Origin of the sequence: Mediterraneibacter massiliensis (assembly GCF_001487105.1) — a bacterium.
Lineage (GTDB): Bacteria > Bacillota > Clostridia > Lachnospirales > Lachnospiraceae > Mediterraneibacter > Mediterraneibacter massiliensis.
In genome coordinates this window covers 194,655-215,777 of sequence record NZ_LN913000.1, presented here as the reverse complement: position 1 = coordinate 215,777, position 21,123 = coordinate 194,655, and the positions used below count along the sequence as shown (strand labels likewise).

Below are 21,123 nucleotides of genomic sequence, written 5' to 3'. Positions count from 1 at the left end.
TCCGGTATTAACCTTTGACAGCGCCGGCGCTTAAGCCGGTTACAAGATATTTCTGTATATAGGCGAACAAAAGGACCGGTATCGCCATCGCGATGATCGCGCCTGCCGCCATTGCGCCATAATGTATGCCGTATTCGCCCTGCATCATCTTCAGTCCGATCGGAACCGTATATTTATTCGGATCATTTAAGAACATCATCGCAAACAGGAACTCATTCCAACAACCGATCAATGCGAATGCGGCAACTGTTACGATTCCGGGCACTAACATCGGAATCACGACTTTGAAAATCCCTCGGATCCTGCTGCAGCCGTCGATCATTGCCGCTTCTTCCAATGCATACGGAACACCTTCTACAAATCCTCTCATCATAACACAGCAGAATGGTGTCTGGAAGGTGACATTGACAAGGATCAAGGCAATATGAGAACCAACTAAGCCTACGCCATTGAAAATATTGAACAACGGTACCAGTAATACGGCCGCCGGGATAAACTGTACAGCAAGCAGCAATCCTAAAAAGGCCATTTTAAATTTGAATTTATATCTGCTCAGTGCGTATCCTACCATAATGGATATAATAACGATAAAGATGACAGAAATACCACTGACTTTCAAACTGTTGAAAAAGTATTTATCAAATCCCACATTTGTCCAGGCATCCACAAAGTTTGCCACTGTACCGTTCTTAGGCAGATAGGTAACACTCTTTCCCAGAATTTCTGATTCTTCTTTAAATGCCGTATTGACTGCCCAGTAGATCGGGAACACTACATATGTACAAATAAGCAGTAATGGAAGCCATCTTAAAAAGACGATATCTCTTTTTTTCTCTTTCATTATGAATCACTTCCTTTCCCAAAACCGGATACCTTCATATAAATAATTGCAACGATCGCCAGAATAAAGAAGCTGACTACTGAAATTGCCGAACCATATCCATAGTTGTTTGTGGTCAACGCCTGGTTTGCGATCAATACGCTGAGTGTCGTCGTCTTTCCGACCGGACCTCCGTTTGTCAGACTGAATATCAGATCCACACTGTTGAATTCCCAGATAGTACGAAGCAGCGTTGTCAGCACGATCGTATCTTTCAGAAGCGGTAATGTCACAAATCTGAATGACTGCCATTTTGTCGCTCCGTCTACCCTGGCTGCCTCATATACATCCTGCGGCAGTCCCTGCATTGCTGCCAAAAGACTGATAGCGAAAAATGGAATTCCTCTCCACAACTCAGCGATGATAACAGAACCAAGTACCAAATGCTGATTTCCCAGCCATGCTACCGGTTCACTGATCAAGCCTATTTTCATGAGAAGGTCATTTAACACCCCGTAATTCTGGTTGTAGATCAGGCTGAACAATACAGCAGTCAATACTCCTGACATTGCCCACGGTACGAATACCAATGCGCGGAAAAAACCACGTCCCTTAAAGTTCTGATTCAGTATCAGAGCCACGATCATACCAAAGACCAGCTGAAGCAGCACTAATGCGACTACCCACTTTAAGGATACCCACAGAGAAGAATAAAATTCCTCTGTAGTAAAAATCTTTATGAAGTTTTCAAAACCCGCAAATCCATTTGCGAATGGCATCGCAGGATTATAATGCTGAAATGCTAAGTAAAATGTCTTACAGAGCGGGTAAAGCATAACGCCCGCAATCAAAAGCACTGCCGGAAGTATCAGCAAATAGGGAGTCCATACCATTTTCTGTTTTACAACAGGTACGGAACTCTGTTTTACCTTTTTCATCTCTCTCACCTTTCTCTCCTATGTTTATACCCTGCCACGCAGAACCTGTCCGCCTGAAAGGCATGTATTACGGGATCCCCTGAAAATATCCCCTGACGTATCCCGAACATATTTACATGTTTCATCCTGTTAATATTTAAACATTCTTTTCCCTTTACGTAAATTTAATAAATTTAGAAATTTAGTATAATATTTTTAAACCGGCAGGCGGCAGACACCCCGGATACCCCTGGAACAAATACCTGCGGCATGTCAGAAGATTACGTTTATATTCAAAACATAAAAAAATCGACTTCACGCCGTTATATATCTCTGATCAGAAGTATGTATTTTCTTCTGATCAGAGATATATAACAGCATGAAGTCGTCTTTTCTTCTGAAATCTAATGGCGGGACCTGCCTTCTGGTCGTGAAGTTAAAAGGCAGTTCGTCAATTCAATCTTATATAATTTGACGTAATTTTACAGGCCCCAGTAATCCTGATGGTTCTACCGGCATACTCATGGACTGCCAATCTTTTATCCGATGTACCAATGTGTTGACAACTCTGATCTCCAGGTGATTTTCCCCCTCTCTGACTATATCTGTTAAGTCAAAGCAGTATGGCGCTGTCAGGCGTACACCTGCCGATTTTCCATTCACCAGGACTTCTGCTGTCTCATATACTTCTCCAAGATCCAGCTCACACTTCTCCTCTGTCTTTTTACAGGAAAAAGAAGTGCGATAGATCATTTTCCCACAAAAATCCGGTTTCTCTCCTGCACTTGTCACATTGCCTGTTTTTTGTTTCATATCATATGCGATCGGTTTTTTTGTTCCTTCCTCTTCGAGATACAATTGAAAATCTGCCAAAGAAATAGTTTCTTCTTTTTTCACACGCAAAAGTTCTCTGTTTTGCTTTATTTCTGGCATTTCCTCTAGTGTGCATTTTTTCCTGTCCACATCCACTAAAAAGAAGATCCGCATCTCTCCCGGGGCAAACTGTAACCTGAGTTTTTCGTTCTTGTTGTCTGTCTGCAGTAATGTGTTCTTCCAGGCATCATACTCTACGATATATTTTTCTCTTGATTTAGGAATTTGTAAAGAAACATCCAATGTTTCGATCGTATTCTCATTAAATAAAAGCAGAATCTCTCCTTCCTCTCTGAAATACCGGTAACTTCTTAGATATGGCGCGTAATTTTCCGCTTTTACATCTACTTCATCTAACTTTTCCTGCCGGATCAAGTGAAGCAGATTCTTTTCATCTAGTCCTTCCGTATTCCATTTGTCTGCTGTTCTGACAATCTTTAGCCCCTTCTCTTGCGCCTGTTTCATCCAGCTTAAAAAATGTGCCGGAAGATGCTCACTGGAAGGCACGACCAAAAGCCGCAGTACTTCCTGATTGATCCTTATACTCCCGTTTTCCACTTCTGCCCTTGTCAGCAGATCCATCGGGAGCACATCATAATCTATCTGATTTCTTGTCAACCATTTCCCTGCTCTTTCAAAAGGCTGCTTATCTCCCATCCACTCTGCCTCTGCCGTGTAAAGCACTCCTATCGACACATTGCGCCTTCCATTTTGGATCAAATGGCAGACACGGTTCATATATGTCATCAGATTTTTAAAATACGGAAATTGCGGATTCTTTCCATCTGCTGAAAAATGCGGCGGGCTGTCCGGATCTGGGCATGGCTTCATGGAAAATGCATGTGGAACAAATACATTGATTCCTCTTACCATCATATGATTTGCCAACCAGGTCATCATTTTCAGCCCTTCAGCCCATCCATAAGCCCCAAATATTTCACTCATGGCTCTTCCTTCTTTTTTGGGATCCAGAAAGGCAAGAGAAAGCGCCAGTTTCGCCAGTCCGTAATGATAAAATTCTCCATAATAAAACTGTTTGCCGCCAACACGATAAAAAGCAGTATCATCTAATTGTGGACGGATCTGCTGCAGCACAACGTCAATACCTGCATAATCCTGCCCCCATAAAGCACGGAAATAATGTCCCGCGCCGCCTCCAAGTCTTGCGTGCATCCCTCCGTCTTCAATGATATGTCCCATGTATTCTACGCCTTTTTCCCTGCACCATGTTCCTATCTGCCCACAAAAATTATCTGCATATAGTTGTGTTGCCAGATCCATAAAATCATAGCGCAGTCGTGGAGCTTCCGGTGTCTCCCCCCACAGCGAGGCAAGAGAGACCCTATATGTATCTCCCCATCTTTCTTTTAGTTTTATTTCCAACTCTTCACACCATGGCAGATCCATATCATAACGTCCCAGATAAATCGCATGTTCGTGTTCCCAGCCGATATTTCCAAATCCCGGTTCATCCGAAAAGAAGCCTGCAAATGTATTTCCAAATTCCTTTTTATAGTGCGCATAATGCGCTTCATACACTGTATCGATAAAAAAGCGTACTGCCTCTTTATCAATTACATTCAAATATTTCTCACGCCCGGTACTTTTCTTTGTCACTTTAATGATCATCACGGCATAAAAGCCTTCCGGTATCTCCGTACAAATAAAATCTCCCTGTATTTTATCCGATATATCTTTTATATTGCTGAAGGAAAATTGCGCCTCTTTGTCCCGCTCCAATAAAAGCGCACCTAAAAACCTCTCCCCTTTTTCCAGCTTTACCATGAAAGACAGCTCCTTGGCAGGACCCACGACATCCACCATATAATGAGATATATACTGCTTCACATACGGAGAATCTTCCGTAAGTTTGCCTGCGCAGTATCCTGTAGGATAATGTGAATCATCCAGAAACCAGACCTTCATACCGTATTCCTTCGCCAGCTTCATCACATATCCTGTATCTTCCCACCACTGTTCTCCTAAAAAGTCCGGATGCGGCCGTGACTCTATACAGACAGCGCCTATCCCACTATCATGGATCCTCTTCATTTCCAGGCCTAGTCTCTCACGATTTTCCCCACGCAGCCACAAAAACGGCAGAATATAATTTTCTCCTTTTCCCTTAAGCACCTCTTCCATCCCGTTCTTCATATTTACAGATAATCCTTTCCTAAATTTCTATTTCATTTAATCTCTCCGCCAGTAATTCCGCGATCTTCTCGCAGCCTTTATCGGACGGATGCAGACCGTCATAAGTCATATTGACTGCTTCTTCTGGATAAGGATATGGATCTTCCTGTGGATGATACGGAACAGCTGTATATTCCGGATAGGGCAGATCGACGATTTTTCCTGCCTTTCTTACCCGTTTAAAATGTACGGCATTCTCTGGTGTAAAGCCGGCCTTATTATGCAGATCCAATGTATAAATATTATCGCCTGACACAACTTCATAAATGGCTTTTGCGACTTCTGAGAGCCACAATCCATTTTCCGGCGCATAACTGCCATGTGCATGGTTCGTGTGGTCGGCAATATACACAAAATCACCTCTCTCTACAGGATTCATCACAATGATCGGCGCCGCCTTATTCAAAATACGGATATGCTCTATTAGAACTCTTAAATTTCCAAGAATACTCCCTTCTCTTCCCGCACAATACTCTTCCTTACTCCCCAATGGCGTGTGAGCACTAAACCAATCATTTGTTCCCAGGAGCACTGTGTACACATCTGCGCAGACCAGTTCTTGTTTCAGCCAGTCCGCCGTAGAAGAACCGTTGATCCCTATATTGATCAGTTCTGCCGGATAGCGCAGTTTTTCCATTGTCCGGGTCAGATACCCCTTTTTCAGGCGATAACCTGTCTCATCCAGATGGCTGTCCAGATATGTAAAAGAATCTCCTATAGCACACCATATCTTATTTTCTGCCATTTTTACACCTCTTTATGTTTTTCCCTATACTGTGTGACAGTACAATTGTAATATTTTTTAAAACTAATGCTGAAATACTGCGGATTTTTATACCCTGTCGCCTCTGCGATCTCGTAATTTTTCAAATCGCTTCCTACGATCAGCCGGGCCGCATTTTCCATCCGTATGCGGATGATATAGTCATACAGGTTAATATCAAATTTCTTCTTAAATACACTAGTCAGGTAACAGTGATTGATATTAAAATGATCCGCGATTTTCACAAGTGACAGTTCACAATCCGCATAATTCTGTTCGATATACTGCCGTACTTCTAAAACCAGGCTGTCCACATTTGAATTCATTTTCTGCAGCGCCGCCTGATAGGAAGAATACAGTTCATACAGAGAATGCATCAGGCTTCCATAGAAAAAGGACGCTTTATCTCCTCCCAGCTGAATCTGGGCGAATTGGTTGACTGCAACCTCGAGATCTCCCAATTTTCCAAAAAATTCCGATTCTCCGCCAGAATCGCTGCCCGTATAGATCATAAAAATCTGCAGGTTATCCATACAGAAGAAAAAACTCCCCTTAAATCCATTTGTCAGGACTTCACAATAATGCTCGATCTTATCCTGTACCGATTCATAAGGAATATCTTCACTGTAATGCAGATCGATAAACGCCACGATTCCATAACCATTGTTGATATTGATGTCAAATGCCTCAAAAAAGGAATCATCCATGTGCTGGAAATTTTCACGCATAAGCTTGGATATATAATTGCGTTTGATCTGGGGATATTTTTCATTCAGTATCTCACTCGTCTTACGCTCACTTTTGTATAGATTTTCTGCCCTTTTGATCACTTCGATCAGCTGGTCATGATCCACCGGCTTCGTCAGATAATCTACCGCGTTAAGTTTCAGTACCTGCTGTGCATATTCAAAATCTTTAAATCCGGAGATGAAGATAAACTTAATATTCGGATAATAGTCCTTTGCGATCGTGGCCATTTCGATCCCGTTCATGCCTGGCATTTTAATATCTGTCAGTATGATATCCGGCTGATTGTCCTTTATAAAATCCAGCGCTTCCATCGCATCCCTTGCTGTATAGATCAATTCCCAGCCGTTTGCCTTCCAGTCGATCTTCGCCTCAATCCCCCGTCTGATGATCGCATCGTCGTCCACGAATACTATCTTGGTCATTTGTGTTCCTCCTCATACGGTATTGTAAGAATCACTTCTGTTCCACAGTCGATCTCTGTCTCGACTCGTATCTTATATTGTTTGCCATATGCGATCTGTATTCTGTCCTGTACATTTTTCAGGCCATACACCCCATAAGATTTTTCAGAATACTCGCAGATAGGCTCATCCAGAGACTGCCTTACTTTCATCAGAACATCTTCTGCGACACCGCCGCCGTCGTCACCTACACAGATTTCTATATCTTCTTCTTTACGCCTCACAGTAATCTGGATAGTGCCATCTGTGCGATAAGGACGTATACCGTGATACACTGCATTCTCAACGATCGGCTGTAATATCATCCGCAATGTCTTTGCCTGCTTTAAATCATCCGGTATAATGATACAAAATTGAAAATCTTCAAACCTTGTCTGCAAAATAGACAAATACGCAGATATGTGCTTTAATTCCTCTTCCAGCGTAATATAGGATTTTCCTTTGCTTACGCCGATCCGATAGAATACCACCAACTGCTCGATCATTTCTTCCGCCTTTTCATTTTCTCCGCACGCGCACAATTCCTTGATACAATCTAAAGTATTGTACAAAAAATGCGGATTGATCTGGGCAAACAGGTACTGCAGCTGTGTCGCCTGTTTTGCCTTCATTTCCCTCTGAATAGATTCTGTCAGATTCTGTATCCTGTCCATCATCTCATTGACGCCGTTTCCAATCTGACTGATCTCCTGGTATCCGCTCACCTCAATCCGCTGTCCGTCTGACAATTCCCGTATTTTCTTCATCTGCTTTAAAAGTTTGCGGATCGGCTGAGAGAAATATCGCGGGATTACAAAATACAATATGATAAATATGAGGATGACCGCCAGCGCAAAGAATATAAAAATATGCGTAAATTCCCGTGAATTAATATATAGCTCATTCTTGGGAACCACCGCAAGTATCCCCGTATCTTTCATTTCAATAGGCGTATAAATGACATAGTATTTATCTATTGCAAAAGAACGTACTTCCTCCCCTTGTTCCTGGCTGATCTCCTTACGTATCTTTTCTATCTCTGTTTCATCCAGCATACTAAGCGCTGTATCTGTCTCTTCTGTATCCGTTCTGCTCTCCATGATCTCCCCATCCTGCCGGATAAGCGCCATTTCACTGTTTGGTGTCGGTCTGCTGTTTTGGATCTGATTAAATATCATTTCATCCCGTATCCCAATCAATACCACTCCGCTAACTTGACTGTCTGAAGTCCCTAGTGTCTGCGCCATGGCAAAATGATAAGGGAGCTGCCGGGCAATCTGATCTGGCAGCACTTCCGACATGCTGATCCAGCAAAGCTCTGCATTTTCTCCTAAAAACTGCCTATACTCTACATCCCGCATGATTGACAAAGAGTTTCCCGTATTAGACTGATAGTAATAAATGGAATTATCAGACAGCCACATACCCATACTTTCCACATACGTAGAGTAATGCTGAAGGAAATTTGTAAACCCATTCGACAGCTGCAAATACTCTCTCGGCTCGATTGGATCTTGATCCGTTTTGATATTTTCTTCCATTGTATAAAAAACACGTTCATCCAAAAGGCTTTCTGCCACCTCCTGGATATTGGTCATATCATCACTCAAATAATTCCTGCTCTGCGTCACAAGAGATTCTGCGTTTTCTTTTACCATGCTCGTGTAATGTGTCACACCTGAAATGTAAAAAGAAACACAGCAGAACACCAGCAGAAGGAAAAACGGGAACAATAAAATCGTAAGTACTGTACGTATCGGCAGTTTCAGCAGCCATTGTTTTACCTTCTGCATATGTATTTCTCCTCTCTACTTCGCCCACTCTTTTGGAAGATACCGCAAAGTCGCACGGATCATATCCTCTGCCAAAAGCCGTATATCCTCTTCTTGACACTTCTTTCCCTGCACGAGCGGATCGTGCAGAAACGCTTGTACAACTGCTTCTTTATCATAGGTAAGCGCAGCTTTTAGTATTCTTTCGTGATTTTCTATATGCGGCAGCATGAGCGCTTTTATATCTTCCGGAAGATCACCTGCAAACAGCGGCCGCACTGTATCCCGCTCAAATACCGCATTTGTCTCTACCACGGCCTCGCTTGGGAGATTGCCTATCTGCAGAACATGATTCGGGATATTTACATTACTTACCATCCGAGTAAGTCCGCAAAGCGCTTTTATCAAAAGGATCCCTTCCTCGCCCGTCGGCTGCAGCTCCACCTGTTCTTCTCCGTTTAACAGGCGTTTGCTCTTTTCCAGACGATCTTTTAGATCTTCTTTTCTCCATGCGACAGAAGTCAATGCAAATTTCCACTCCTCCACTGTCCGCGGATCTTTCAAATATTCATCCCCCGGCATAAACTCCGCAAGATGTCTGTCTCCCGCCGCGGCGATCAGTCCATATCTTCTGAACAGGTCAAATTTTACTCTATGGGAGCATTTAAAGCAAGCATTGAGCCAGTTCATGTCTCTTTCTTCATATCCTTCTTCAAAATGTGCATCCACATATGCCTTATATACCGGGAATAAATCGATACCTTTATAAGAAGCATAGTCAAACCATGTAAAATGGTTGATACCGAGCACATTCACATGAATATCCTCTCGTTTTACATCCTGTATTCCATAGACTTCTTCCACAATTCCTTTGAGCACCTTCTGTGTCCCGAATACTTCATGGCAGCAGCCAAATGCTTTGATCTGCGGAAATGTATGATACAGCGTTTTTACACATAGGGACATTGGATTAGTGTAGTTAATGACCCATGCAGACGGTGCATATCTCTTCACTGCCTCTGCGATCTCTGCAAACATAGGGATCGTCCGCAATGCGCGTATCATACCGCCGGGACCTGCTGTATCTCCTACAGACTGATAGATGCCCAGCCGCTCCGGCATATGCACATCACTTTCCATCTCATCAAAAGTTCCCGGAAGAATAGAAATCACCACAAAATCTGCTCCTGTAAGAGCCTCACCGAGGGAATCACAAGTCCGGTATTCCCATTTCCCTTTTGCGTCTTCTCTGGCGCTGACTGCATTCCCGATCACTTCATTTGCCTTTGCTGCCTCTCGGTCTATATCATATAAGCGTATCGTTCCGCTCATATCCGGTTCCAGGGCAAGATCTGTCATAAATGTCCATGCCCAGCCTCTGGATCCACCTCCAATATACGCGATCTGTACTTCTTCCGCTTTGTTTTCCTTATAAATCATAACACACACACCTTTCTACATTCAAGTGTTCCGGCATATCCCGGAAATATCTATCTACACTGGACATTATAGTAAAATATTGTATAATAATCTCAACTAATATTGCTTTATTCGCATATTTTACATACAATATTTACTTCTTCTTGCCACAAATAGAAAGGAGAGCCTATGAAACACATACTTTTTGAAGGATCCATGGAGGGTTTTTCCATCAGTCGTATTGTGCGGGACTTTGACTACACTATGCCGGATGTGCACATTCATTACAATGATTATGAAGTCTACTATCTGTTGGAAGGCGAACGTTACTACTTTATAGGGACAAGAATGTATCATATCACTCCCGGAACGCTTCTTTTTATCAAACGTAATGTCATCCACAAGACCGGTCTTGTCAAAGAAGCTCACCATGACCGGATACTTTTAGAAATCTCCCACGCCCTTTTGCATCACATTTTTTCCTCGACCGGAGAGATAAAGCTTTCTTCCTTTTTCCGGAAAGACTGTATCATACTGCCTTTACATACAGAAGAACAACATTTTATAAAAAACTTACTTCTCTGCGTCAGCCGGGAAATACAAAGGAAAGAAGACGGCTGGCGCCTGCTCATACAAAATAAGATCGCAGAACTGTTCATCTTTGCTCTCAGACACGCGGACATTTCTTCTGCATCCGCAGTTCCAACAGCTAAAAACCCTCGCCACAGACAAGCGGAAGCGATCGCGGCGTATATTGCGGAACAATATGACGAACCGCTGACGCTGTCTTCCGTAGCAGCGCATTTTTACATGAACAAGTGCTATCTGAGCCGTATCTTCAAAGAATGTACCGGTTTTACTGTCCTGGAATATCTGCACACGCAGCGGATCCAGAAAGCCCGCAGCCTTCTTGTACAAAACGACAGAAACATCTCGGCTGTCTCCGAGGCTGTAGGCTATGACAATCTGACATACTTTGAACGGATATTCAAAAAATATACCGGTATGACTCCGCTGCAATACAGAAAACAATATATATGCTGATGCTGTTTATATGACCCGTATTTCTTTCCATTTTCCGTTTTTATACCGGAGCCCCATGAGAATCGACCGGACGCACCAGTCTACAACTCCGGCAACCCACACCCCCATCAGCCCCATTTCCAGACAAGTTCCCAACACATAGCTTAACACGACCCGACATATCCACATGGAGCTTAACGCCACATACATGGTAAACTTTGCATCCCCTGCCGCTCTTAAAACTGCCGGAAGCGCAAAAGATACAGGCCAGATGAGTACACAGCTTACCGTAAAGAAAGACAGCACCTGCCGCGCTGTCTCCGCTGTCTGTAAGGAAAGGTGGTAGACAGAAAGTATAGACGGGATAAAAGGGAATACAGCAAGATTGACAAGCAGCAGACTCCCATAGGTGATCCCGACCAGTTTTCGAGTAAAAATTTCCGCCTGCTTATAGTCCCCCGCTCCCACACAGCGAGCGATCACAGTGGTGATTGCCAGTGTCACCGCCTGTCCCGGAAGCGTCTGGAAGCTTGTTATCACATTTCCTACGGCGTTTGCCGCTATCGCAGTTGTCCCATACGTCGAAACAATGCTCAGCACCAAAATCTTTCCTATCTGAAACATACTGTTTTCCAGACCATTGGGAATACCGATCCCAAGGATCCTTTTGATCATTCTCCAATCCGGCACATAACGAAACGTTTTTTCTATATGCACTGCTCTTTTCTCCTGCGCAAGCAACGCAGTGATCAAGATAGCTGCCAGCATACGCGACAGCAAGGTCGGAACCGCCGCTCCCGCCACGCCCCAGCCGCAGCCATAGATCAACAGCGCATTTCCCGACACATTCACGATATTCATCAAAATGGATACTTGCATAGATATTTTAGAATTTCCCATGATGCGGAAGATTGCCGCTCCGGAATCATAAATAGCAATAAAGGGAATCGATGCCGTCACGATCAGCAAATATATTTCCGCCTGCCGCATAACTTCTGCCTCTGTCTGTCCGAATACGATATGCAGGATAAACCATTTCGACAGATAGATCCCCGCCATGACAAACAGCGCTATAAATGCTACGAACCATAGCATCTGCGTCGCCGCCTTACACGCCATCTGTCGGTTTTTCTGTCCTAAATACTGTCCGGCAACGACTGCGCCGCCGGATGCCAGCGCCGCAAACAAATAAATAAACAAGATCATCACATTATCTACAAGGGAAACCCCTGATACGGCCGCTTCTCCCACATTTGCCACCATAACAGAATCTGCCATTCCAACCAGCACAGTCAGAAGCTGCTCTATGATCAATGGTATGATCAGTGCCGCCAGGGCACGATCATCAAACAACAGCTGTTCTTTCTTTATTCCGTACTTTCTCCACATACTTTCTCGCCTCTATTTTTCCATGGTTGTGTCTTTTCTTTATCACCTGTCTTCTTTGCGGGGAGCTGTGCCAGTATGATCGCGGCAAAGACCAGCGTACACCCGAACACTTCTCGTCCTGATAATTTTTCTCCCAGTACGAGCCAGCCAGTAAGCGCCGCGAAGACAGACTCCAAACTCAAGATCAGGGAGGCCACCGTGGGATCTGTATTTTTCTGCGCAAGGATCTGCAAAGTATAAGCTACCCCGCAGGACAAGACGCCTGCATAGAAAAGGGGCAGCCATGCCGCTCCTATGTCTGTCGGAGAAGGTTTTTCAAAGAAAAACATCGGCACTGCACACAGCAGCCCGCTCACAAGGAACTGTATACAAGACAGTTTTACTCCGTCTGTCCGCGGCGCATAATAATCTATCACTAAAATATGTACGGAAAAAATGACAGAACAAATACATACAAGCAGGTCACCTTTTCCGATTGTAAAGCCTTGCGTGATACATAAAAAATACATACCGATAATTGCAAGAATAACCCCTGCCCATATTTTCAATCCTGCTTTTTTCCCAAGGAAAATGCCAAATATCGGTACGAGCAGAATATACAGCGCCGTGATAAAGCCGGCTTTTCCTGCACTCGTATACACCATTCCTATCTGCTGTAAGGTACTCGCAGCTCCCAGCAAACATCCGCAAAACAATCCGCCCAAAAGTAACGTATGCCTTTCCTTTCTTTCTATAGCAGCAGAGACCTCTCTGTTTTCTGTGATGCTTTTCTTTTTATCCAGGATCCATATGACCGGAAGCAGCGCCGCCGCCCCTAACAGGCACCGTACAGCGTTAAATGTAAACGGTCCTATATACTCCATTCCCGCACTTTGCGCCACAAAGGCACTTCCCCAAATAAACGCTGTTACCATCAGCAAAATGTTGTTTTTTCCTCTCCCCTTCATCCTTGTCCCTTTTCTTTCTATTTTTTGTTTTTGGTTTATTCTGCAACGCCGTTTATTATAAACCACTTCTGCAGAGATTTCCATCCCCCGGCCGATCTGTGGATACTATTTTCTTTTTATTCCACTCCTTCCGCAAAAGCGAGCACTTCTTCTTTCACTGCTTGCAGACGGCGTAAAGATTCCGGCTCATTTTTTGCCTTCGCATAGAAATAAAATTTAATTTTGGGTTCTGTCCCTGATGGACGGACTGCAAACCAGTTCTCGTCCTCCAACATAAATTTTAACACGTCTGACCTGTCGATTTCTTTATAGCCATTGCTATAGTCTATCTTTTCCTCTACTTTCATGCCGCCGAACTTTGCAAACTGCTGTTTTCGAAAATTTTCCATGATACGTTGTATCCTCTTTGTTCCCTGCGTCCCTTCCAGCACAAAAGAAACTTGTTCTTCTTTGTAATGCCCGTACTGTTCATACAAGGCGCGCAGCACCTGTATGAGCGTCTTTCCTTGCTTTTTATAGTACGCAGCCATTTCGCATACAAGCATAGCGGCGCTGATCCCATCTTTGTCTCGGACTTCCTCGCTGCACGCATATCCTATACTTTCTTCATATCCAAATACGTATTCTCTTCCTTCTCTTTGCAGCTGCGGTATTTTCCCACATATATTTTTAAAACCGGTCAAAGTCTCATAGGTCTTCACCCCATAAGCCTCACAGATCTTCGCTCCCATATCTCCTGTCACAATAGATTTGATCATGCCGCCCTTTGCAGGCAGACTTTTTTTCTCTTTTCGTCCTTCCAGAATATATGCGATCAGGAGAACCCCTGTCTGATTTCCATTCAGAGCAATATAATTTCCATTCTCGTCTCTGGTCTCTACCGCCATCCGGTCACTGTCCGGATCCGTTGCGATCAGTACTTCCGCTCCTGTCTTTTTCCCCAGTGCTTCAGCCAGAGCAAATGCTTTGCTGTCCTCTGGGTTCGGATAACCAACTGTTGTAAAATCCGGGTCCGGATCTTTTTGTTCTTCCACGACAGATACATTCGAAAAGCCTCTGTCCTTTAAAATCCTTTGTACCGGTATGCTGCCCGCCCCATTTAAAGGAGTATATACGATCGCGACATCTGACGCCAGTTCCTCCCCCTCATGGATTGCCAACGTTTTTACGAGACGCAGATACTTTTCATCCATCTCCTCAGAAAGTATAACGATCTTTCCGCTTTTCACCGCATCCTCAAACCCTATGCGGCGCACTCCCTCAAACATGTTCACTTTTTGGATATGTTCCAACATTTCATCTGCGATATCTGCCATCACTTGTGCGCCTGTCTCCCAGTATACTTTGTACCCATTGTATTGTTTAGGATTATGACTAGCGGTTATATTCACACCGGCGGCGGCCTTTAACTGACGGATTGCAAAGGATAACTCCGGCGTCGGCCGCAAAGACGAAAAGGTAAATACCTTTATTCCGTTGGCCGCAAAAACCTCTGCTGCCAATTGAGCAAATTCTTCCGAATAATGTCGGCAGTCATACGCGATCACAACGCCTCTGTCCTTATAGTTCTCACCTTGCTCTGCGATATATTCCGCAATTCCCTGTGTCACTTTTCCTACTGTAAACACATTCATGCGATTTGTCCCTGCTCCCAGCTTTCCTCTAAGTCCTGCCGTTCCAAATTCCAGCGCTTTTCCAAAACATTCCTCTATTTCTTCCTCGTGTCCATCCATTTCCTCTAATTCTCTTCGCAGTTCTTCCTGCTCTTTTACTTTTTCTTTCCACTGCAAATATAGTTTCTCTGCATACATATACCCCATTCTCCTTTCTTCCACCGCACTTACGTTCAATACAAATTTTCTCTTTGCGCCAGTGCGGACAATGCCTGAAACTGTCTTTTATTGATCGTGATCTTCCCCTTGTCTGTAGATATCTGCTGTTCCCTGCACAACTGTTTTACAGAACGGTTCAATGTTTTGATACTGATCCCTATCTCACTTGCGATCACAGGTCTTGTTTTTCTTATTTTTACTGTATCCCCTTCCAGTTCCTCTGTCTTATAGCAGCGGAGCAGATACACCACGACTTAAAAAATGCCCTTTTTAAATAGATTTTGTCCCTGCTGACAGCTGGTATTGTACATTTTTTTCGCCATATTCATTGCTATATCATACAAAAATTCTCTATTTATCCTTAGTTCTTCTGCGAAAACCGAGGCCGGAATCTTCAAAACATGCATATCTTCCGCCGCGATCAAGGTAGCTGCATTGATATATGTTTCCGCCAGTACTTCCACATCGGAAACATAGTCTCCCTTTCCCAGATAAGAAAACTGATATACATTTCCATTGAGGAAGTCTGCCTGCACATAAGCCTTTCCATTTACTATATAATATGCATATTCCGTTTTTGCTCCCTTTTGAACGAGTATGCCCCCTTTCTTTATATACAGTAGGACTGCGTTTTTATACAGACGTTCTGGAATATTTTGAAATACAACTGCACTGATCATACCATTTCTCCTATTTTCAAAAAAGGTCAAATGACCCTTTTCTTGTTTTAAATATTATATACTTTATGTCTTAAAAGCACAATATAAAAGGATACCCCCAAGCCCAAAATAGCATAAGGGATACCCTTTGTCTTTTTGTCGATTATATCCTAATCTAAAATAGAGAATAGTGTACCTTTGTCATTTCTTCATAAATAAAATACCACCGATTATGATCATGGCAATTCCCAGAATCCCTATAATCCCTGTAAAGATTACCAGACCGCTTACTGCCTCTCCTGCGCGCAAAGGCAATACTGCGCCTGAAAGTCCGGTAGCGCCAAAATACATGCCTGCTATGATCAGTACGATGCCTATCCATCTTCTTTCTTTCATAACATCCTCATTTTCCTGTCATCAATAATGCACGTCTGCGATCCCGTATTCTTTCGCAAGCGCATTTTTCATCTTTTCAGCATCTGCCGTTTTTCCTGTCCACATACGGATACTTTCCACCGCCTGATTAATCAGCATTCCCAGTCCATCTATAGTTTTGGCATTTCTTTTCTCCGCCTCTTTGAGAAGCTGTGTATGGGGATGATTGGGGATTACATCACAGACGACCATATGCGGCAGGATCGTATCAAATACAATATCCGGCTTTGCATCCACCTCCGGATACAAGCCAATACTTGTCGTATTCACTAAAATATCTGTATCCTCGTCGATCGGCATCGTATGGTCCCACTCCCGATACTCCACTTGCAATTTTGTATGTTCTTCCAGCAATGCCTTCAGTTCTTCCCCTCTGGCTCTGGAGCGGTTCAGGATGATCAGTTCTTTTGCGCCTGCATTGGCAAGTTCTACCGCAATCGCTCTCGCCGCGCCTCCGGCACCCAGCATAAAGACTTTTTTCCCTTCCAGTGCTATATCTGCATTTACAAGGGATTTTATAAAGCCTTTTCCATCCGTATTTTCTCCATATAGTTTCCCATCTTTTACATAGACTGTATTGACCGCGCCCATGATCTTCGCGTCCTCTGCCACATGATCCAGATATTTCAATACCTCTACTTTATGTGGGATCGTCAGATGGATCCCTTTCATATTCCATGCAGGCAGAGCCCGGATCGCATCCTTTAGATCCTCCGGCCTTACTTCCACGGTCAGATATCGATATGGTACCTGCAGGTCTTCAAATGCCGTCTGCGCCACTACAACCGTCGGATTTTCATCCACTGGATACCCAAATACGCCAACTAATTCTTCTCTATAGGATTTCCCCATTTATTCTTCCTCCTTTACCTTCTCCAGATCATGGATCCCCAACATAGCGGCAACCCCATCCACCGCCATCTGATGATCCTGCGTATGTGTAAGCCCGGATACTGCCACAACGCCGATAACACCTACATTTTTCACAAAGATCGGAAACCCTCCGCCCATATTGCCATATACGGATGCATCCAAGTGCCCGTCTGCATAAATATCGTCTTCTCCCACATAAGGCATATAGTGTACTCGCAGAGAACTGCGATGCAGCATATTCACTGTATTTACCTTTCTTCTAAGCCAAATATCATTGAACGAATTCGTTCCCTGAAAGCCATAACGAAATACCTGATAACCGTTTATCCAAATCTCCGCCGCAATAGCAACCTGCTTGGCACGAGCCTGTTCTACAATGATATTTCCAAGTTTCCATGCATCCTCGTTATCAAAATGGCCGAATCTTAAACTTTCTTCTTGCTCTTTCACGATCCTGTAATTTTCCGTTTCTATAGACATTGCCTTCCCCCTCTTTTCTATTTCACTTCTTGGATCCATATATCCGGGCGGCGGATAGTCCTGCCATCTACAGTAATCTCACGATACACCCAGTTTCCTGTATCTGATACAATCTCTTGTCCGGTTTCCTGGATGATATACGTATCTTCCAGCTTCACTCCCGCGATCGTCGGATTCCAGGAATATCCCTGATGTGCATAGACCACTTCCTCTGTCCTCTCATTCGTACAGTAATCCCGCGTCAGATACCCTAGAGCACCTCCTTGATGATGTAAATGGAAATCCTGCTCATATCCTTGTTCTTTATACGCTTCATATCCCTTCTCCAGCACATCTTTAGATAGGACACCGGGCAGCGTATGCACAATGTATGCAGCGTCGATTTTCAGCAGTGCCTCATATTTCTTCTGTATTTCCTCAGGGACAGGTCCAAAGCTTATGATCCTGCTGATGGAGATCGTCAAACCATACTTCTGTCCGCAGATTGCGATCATTGCGTATTTCTCGATCTTTTTCTCTGTGGGAAGCGGATGGCGATACTTATACATCCTCTCATCAGAAGCAACCAGACAGACCGGCACCTGGTATCCCTTTGCCACTAGCCTTCCTGTCACTCGCCCAGCCGCTTCCAATTCTGTCTCACCTGGGTGGATCTCCCGCACACAGTCTTCCAAGATCTGTGCACATTCTGGTCCGATTTTCCGCATGCGCGCTTCTTCCTCATCTGTCAGCACATATCTTAATTTCTGTATTTTATCTCCGATCTTCTCTGTTCCGTAGATTCCCGAGTCACTTCCCACCCGTTTTCCTTCCAGATACGGTCTTAAAACCTCTGCCTCATCCTCATGCCACAAAAAATCGATCAATGTAAAACTTTCGTCTGTCAGTTCTTCTTCCATCACCCGATATCTTTCACTGGAATTACAGATGACATATGCTTTATCCGCTGTGATCAGTACCTTCACAGCCGCATCCTGTGTTGCCTTATCTACAAAACCATTTTTTCCGCCTGTTATCCAGAAGAAATTCGGCGTAGAAGTAAGAAGGATTGCTTCTAGATCTTCCTCACACATCAATTTTCTTACTCTATTTAATTTTTCATAGATTTCTTTTTCCATTTTAACGCACTCCTTTCCAAAATGCGGCGGGTCAATCCGCCGCATTGCTGCTGAATGAGAAAAAGGAATGCATGGCTCGAGCCCTCAGGCTGTCACCAGCATCCCCTTCTCACATTTCAAGCAGCCTTTTAAACTGACTATAGCTTTCTTCCCACAGTTCATGCTTCTGCGGCACAAACTCTGCGATCTCGAATGAGTCCCGGATCATCTGGCGTCCCTCTTTCAAGCTTTGTATTTCACCAACACTGCGCATCTGCACCATTAAATTTCCTACAAGCCCAGCTTCATAAGGACCCGCATAGACTACTCTGCCGCAGACATCTGCCGTAAGCTGATCGAGCAGCCGATTCTGGCCTCCGCCTCCCAGGATATAAATCTCCTCTAGGCGATAACCCAGGATCTCTTCCATCTTTTCCAGCATATACCGATACTTCATAGCAAGGCTTTCCATCACGGCACGCACAATCTCCCCAAATGTCTCTGGTCTTCCCTGTCCAGTCTTCTCACAATACTGCGCCACTTTCTCCAGCATATTCCCTGGCATATAGAAGCTCGCATCATCCGGCTCTATCATATAGCGTCTCGCCGGCGCCTTCTCCGCCTCGTATGCAGTATAGGCATGGGAACATTCTTCTCTTATCCGCCTTGCATAATCGCTCTGGCACTCCTGCAAGATCCACAATCCCATCACATTTTTGATCATGCGGTATCGATAATCGATCCCACCTTCATACGCAATATTAAGACGAAATGCTTCTTCCGTCAGGATTGGCTTTTCCACCTCTGTCCCCACGATAGACCAGGTTCCACTGCTGATATAGGCAACATGCTCCTTTGTCGTCGGAAGAGCAGCGATCGCCGAAGCCGTATCATGTCCACAGACTGAGACGACCTGCACACAAGCGCCGGCTAACTCCGGTACCCTAGTTCCCTCTAAGACACCTGACGAGGTACCTGTCGGCACGATCTTAGGAAAAATATCTTCCCGAATTCCAAGCCGCCGCATAATCCCGCTATGCCAGCTGTTTGTCCTCCAGTCCAACATCTGCGTCACGGAGGCCAGCGTATATTCTGTCTGCATCCTTCCGGTCAGAAAATATGCAAGCAGATCTGGCAGCATCAGGGCATGCCTGCACTTTTCAAGGAGATACCCTTCTCCTTCTTCCACCATAGCCGCCATCTGTATCACTGTGTTAAACAACGCTGTCTGGCTTCCGGTCTCCATATAGAGTTCCTTTTGGGAGACTTTTGCGTAGATTTCCTGTGCTTTGCGCCTTGTACGCTCATCCCTGTAACAATATACCTGATTGACAAGCCTGCCTTCTCGATCGACAAGACCAAAATCATTGCAGAAGGAATCCAGTCCCAGTGTCAACTTCTCCGCGCCTGACTCATAAACTGCTTTTTCTATTCCATTTTTTAAATTTGAATATATATTGAGGATATCCCAGTACAAACCGCCTGCCGCCAGGATCTGGCGGTTAGGGAAACGATGGATCACTTCTGCCTTTAAGCGTGCTCCATCTAATTCCCCCAGCATCATCTTCCCGCTGCTGGCGCCTAAGTCAAATCCCAGATATTTCATGTCTCTCCAATCCCGACATGTCCTTTTCTCAAATATCTGCCACCAATACTTTTACATTCTGCATATCCAAATTTTTCTGTTCTTCCTCTGTAAGCGCGCGGTCACAGATCAGATAATCTGCCTTTGATATTTCTGAAAGCTGCACGCCGCCTTTACGCCCGATCTTTGTATGATCCGCTGTAATATACACCTCTCCGGCATGACGGATCAAATTTCTTTTTACTTCGATCTCATACATGCTGCTGTCAAACAGCGCGCCTTCTGTATCCACACCGTAGCAAGACAAAAATGCCTTGCTCGGCCGGAATTTATTTGACATTTCATTAGCAATATCTCCTACACAGGAATAATTCTTATGACGGAACATTCCTCCTAAAGAGATAAAAACAAAATTATCATTGGCATATCTTGTACTTTCAAGAAGAAGCCGTATAGAATTTGTTATGATAGTTACAGAATACTCCGGATTGATGTTCTTCAAAATAGAGATATTCGTAGAACTATTGTCGATAAATATTGTATCTCCGTCCTTCACTAACGATGCCGCCTTTTTACAAATCCTTTCTTTTTCTTCCAGACATTGGATCTCACGCATCAGATATGGATACTCCGGAGACTGCTGTGTACTGTTTATACTTACAGCACCGCCGTGGGTCCTTTTTAAAAGTCCCTCCTGTTCCATCTCTCTTAAATCCCTGCGTATCGTCTCTTTGCTGACGTTTAATTCTTTCGCAAGCGTCTCCACTTCTACTCTCCCATCCTTTTCCAGGGTCTTAAGTATCTTTGTTTTCCGTTCAATACTATAGTTTTTCTTTCTCATCCGCATTTCTCCCAT

Annotated in this window: 19 protein-coding genes; 1 reads left to right on the top strand and 18 read right to left on the bottom strand. The window is 44.1% G+C overall.

Annotated features, from left to right (window positions below):
- Positions 1-7: 7 nt before the first annotated feature.
- The 7 genes from BN3282_RS01815 to BN3282_RS01785 all read right to left on the bottom strand — a co-directional run bounded on the left by BN3282_RS01815 (position 8) and on the right by BN3282_RS01785 (position 9,968).
- Complete coding sequence (locus BN3282_RS01815) at positions 8-841, bottom strand: carbohydrate ABC transporter permease (protein WP_059066442.1); 834 nt, start codon at positions 839-841, stop codon at positions 8-10.
- On the bottom strand, positions 841-1,758 hold the full coding sequence (locus tag BN3282_RS01810) for a carbohydrate ABC transporter permease (RefSeq protein ID WP_059066857.1): 918 nt from the start codon (positions 1,756-1,758) through the stop codon (positions 841-843). Before BN3282_RS01810 ends, BN3282_RS01815 begins: the two co-directional genes overlap by 1 nt.
- A gap of 441 nt (positions 1,759-2,199) precedes the next feature.
- Positions 2,200-4,764 carry a glycosylhydrolase-like jelly roll fold domain-containing protein gene (locus tag BN3282_RS01805; protein WP_059066441.1) on the bottom strand — a complete coding sequence of 855 codons (2,565 nt, stop codon included), beginning with the start codon at positions 4,762-4,764 and terminating at the stop codon, positions 2,200-2,202.
- A 19-nt stretch (positions 4,765-4,783) separates the two neighbouring features.
- The gene (locus BN3282_RS01800) at positions 4,784-5,548 is read right to left on the bottom strand and encodes an SGNH/GDSL hydrolase family protein (protein ID WP_059066440.1); all 765 of its coding nucleotides are present in this window, start codon (positions 5,546-5,548) and stop codon (positions 4,784-4,786) included.
- 2 nt (positions 5,549-5,550) lie between these two features.
- A complete protein-coding gene (locus BN3282_RS01795) occupies positions 5,551-6,738 on the bottom strand; it encodes a response regulator transcription factor (RefSeq protein WP_059066439.1) in 1,188 nt (395 codons plus the stop codon).
- The gene (locus tag BN3282_RS01790; protein ID WP_059066438.1) at positions 6,735-8,549 is read right to left on the bottom strand and encodes a cache domain-containing sensor histidine kinase; all 1,815 of its coding nucleotides are present in this window, start codon (positions 8,547-8,549) and stop codon (positions 6,735-6,737) included. Before BN3282_RS01790 ends, BN3282_RS01795 begins: the two co-directional genes overlap by 4 nt.
- A 15-nt stretch (positions 8,550-8,564) precedes the next feature.
- A complete protein-coding gene (locus BN3282_RS01785; protein WP_059066437.1) occupies positions 8,565-9,968 on the bottom strand; it encodes a family 4 glycosyl hydrolase in 1,404 nt (467 codons plus the stop codon).
- Positions 9,969-10,136: 168 nt separating this feature from the next.
- Between BN3282_RS01785 and BN3282_RS01780 the strand changes: the two genes are divergently transcribed.
- Complete coding sequence (locus tag BN3282_RS01780; protein WP_059066436.1) at positions 10,137-10,991, top strand: helix-turn-helix transcriptional regulator; 855 nt, start codon at positions 10,137-10,139, stop codon at positions 10,989-10,991.
- A 6-nt stretch (positions 10,992-10,997) separates the two neighbouring features.
- Here the strand turns inward: BN3282_RS01780 and BN3282_RS01775 are convergent, their stop codons facing one another.
- The 11 genes from BN3282_RS01775 to BN3282_RS01725 all read right to left on the bottom strand — a co-directional run bounded on the left by BN3282_RS01775 (position 10,998) and on the right by BN3282_RS01725 (position 21,108).
- Positions 10,998-12,359 (bottom strand): MATE family efflux transporter, encoded by a 1,362-nt coding sequence (locus BN3282_RS01775; protein ID WP_059066435.1) that lies wholly within the window; start codon positions 12,357-12,359, stop codon positions 10,998-11,000.
- Positions 12,338-13,273, bottom strand: a complete 936-nt coding sequence (locus BN3282_RS01770) for a DMT family transporter (protein ID WP_242866586.1) — start codon at positions 13,271-13,273, stop codon at positions 12,338-12,340. Before BN3282_RS01770 ends, BN3282_RS01775 begins: the two co-directional genes overlap by 22 nt.
- Positions 13,274-13,422: 149 nt before the next feature.
- The gene (locus BN3282_RS01765) at positions 13,423-15,117 is read right to left on the bottom strand and encodes a phospho-sugar mutase (RefSeq protein WP_082667427.1); all 1,695 of its coding nucleotides are present in this window, start codon (positions 15,115-15,117) and stop codon (positions 13,423-13,425) included.
- Positions 15,118-15,152: 35 nt separating this feature from the next.
- Complete coding sequence (locus BN3282_RS01760; protein ID WP_059066434.1) at positions 15,153-15,389, bottom strand: helix-turn-helix domain-containing protein; 237 nt, start codon at positions 15,387-15,389, stop codon at positions 15,153-15,155.
- 3 nt (positions 15,390-15,392) lie between these two features.
- The gene (locus BN3282_RS01755) at positions 15,393-15,818 is read right to left on the bottom strand and encodes a Crp/Fnr family transcriptional regulator (RefSeq protein WP_059066433.1); all 426 of its coding nucleotides are present in this window, start codon (positions 15,816-15,818) and stop codon (positions 15,393-15,395) included.
- 180 nt (positions 15,819-15,998) lie between these two features.
- Positions 15,999-16,193 carry a hypothetical protein gene (locus tag BN3282_RS01750; protein WP_059066432.1) on the bottom strand — a complete coding sequence of 65 codons (195 nt, stop codon included), beginning with the start codon at positions 16,191-16,193 and terminating at the stop codon, positions 15,999-16,001.
- Between the two features lie 21 nt (positions 16,194-16,214).
- Entirely contained in the window at positions 16,215-17,084 is an 870-nt protein-coding gene (gene aroE, locus BN3282_RS01745; RefSeq protein WP_059066431.1) for a shikimate dehydrogenase, read from the bottom strand.
- On the bottom strand, positions 17,085-17,585 hold the full coding sequence (locus BN3282_RS01740; protein WP_059066430.1) for a heme-degrading domain-containing protein: 501 nt from the start codon (positions 17,583-17,585) through the stop codon (positions 17,085-17,087).
- A gap of 17 nt (positions 17,586-17,602) precedes the next feature.
- Positions 17,603-18,703 carry a M24 family metallopeptidase gene (locus tag BN3282_RS01735; protein WP_059066429.1) on the bottom strand — a complete coding sequence of 367 codons (1,101 nt, stop codon included), beginning with the start codon at positions 18,701-18,703 and terminating at the stop codon, positions 17,603-17,605.
- A gap of 109 nt (positions 18,704-18,812) precedes the next feature.
- Positions 18,813-20,288 carry a rhamnulokinase gene (locus BN3282_RS01730; RefSeq protein WP_059066428.1) on the bottom strand — a complete coding sequence of 492 codons (1,476 nt, stop codon included), beginning with the start codon at positions 20,286-20,288 and terminating at the stop codon, positions 18,813-18,815.
- Positions 20,289-20,316: 28 nt separating this feature from the next.
- Positions 20,317-21,108 carry a DeoR/GlpR family DNA-binding transcription regulator gene (locus BN3282_RS01725; protein ID WP_059066427.1) on the bottom strand — a complete coding sequence of 264 codons (792 nt, stop codon included), beginning with the start codon at positions 21,106-21,108 and terminating at the stop codon, positions 20,317-20,319.
- Positions 21,109-21,123 lie beyond the last annotated feature (15 nt).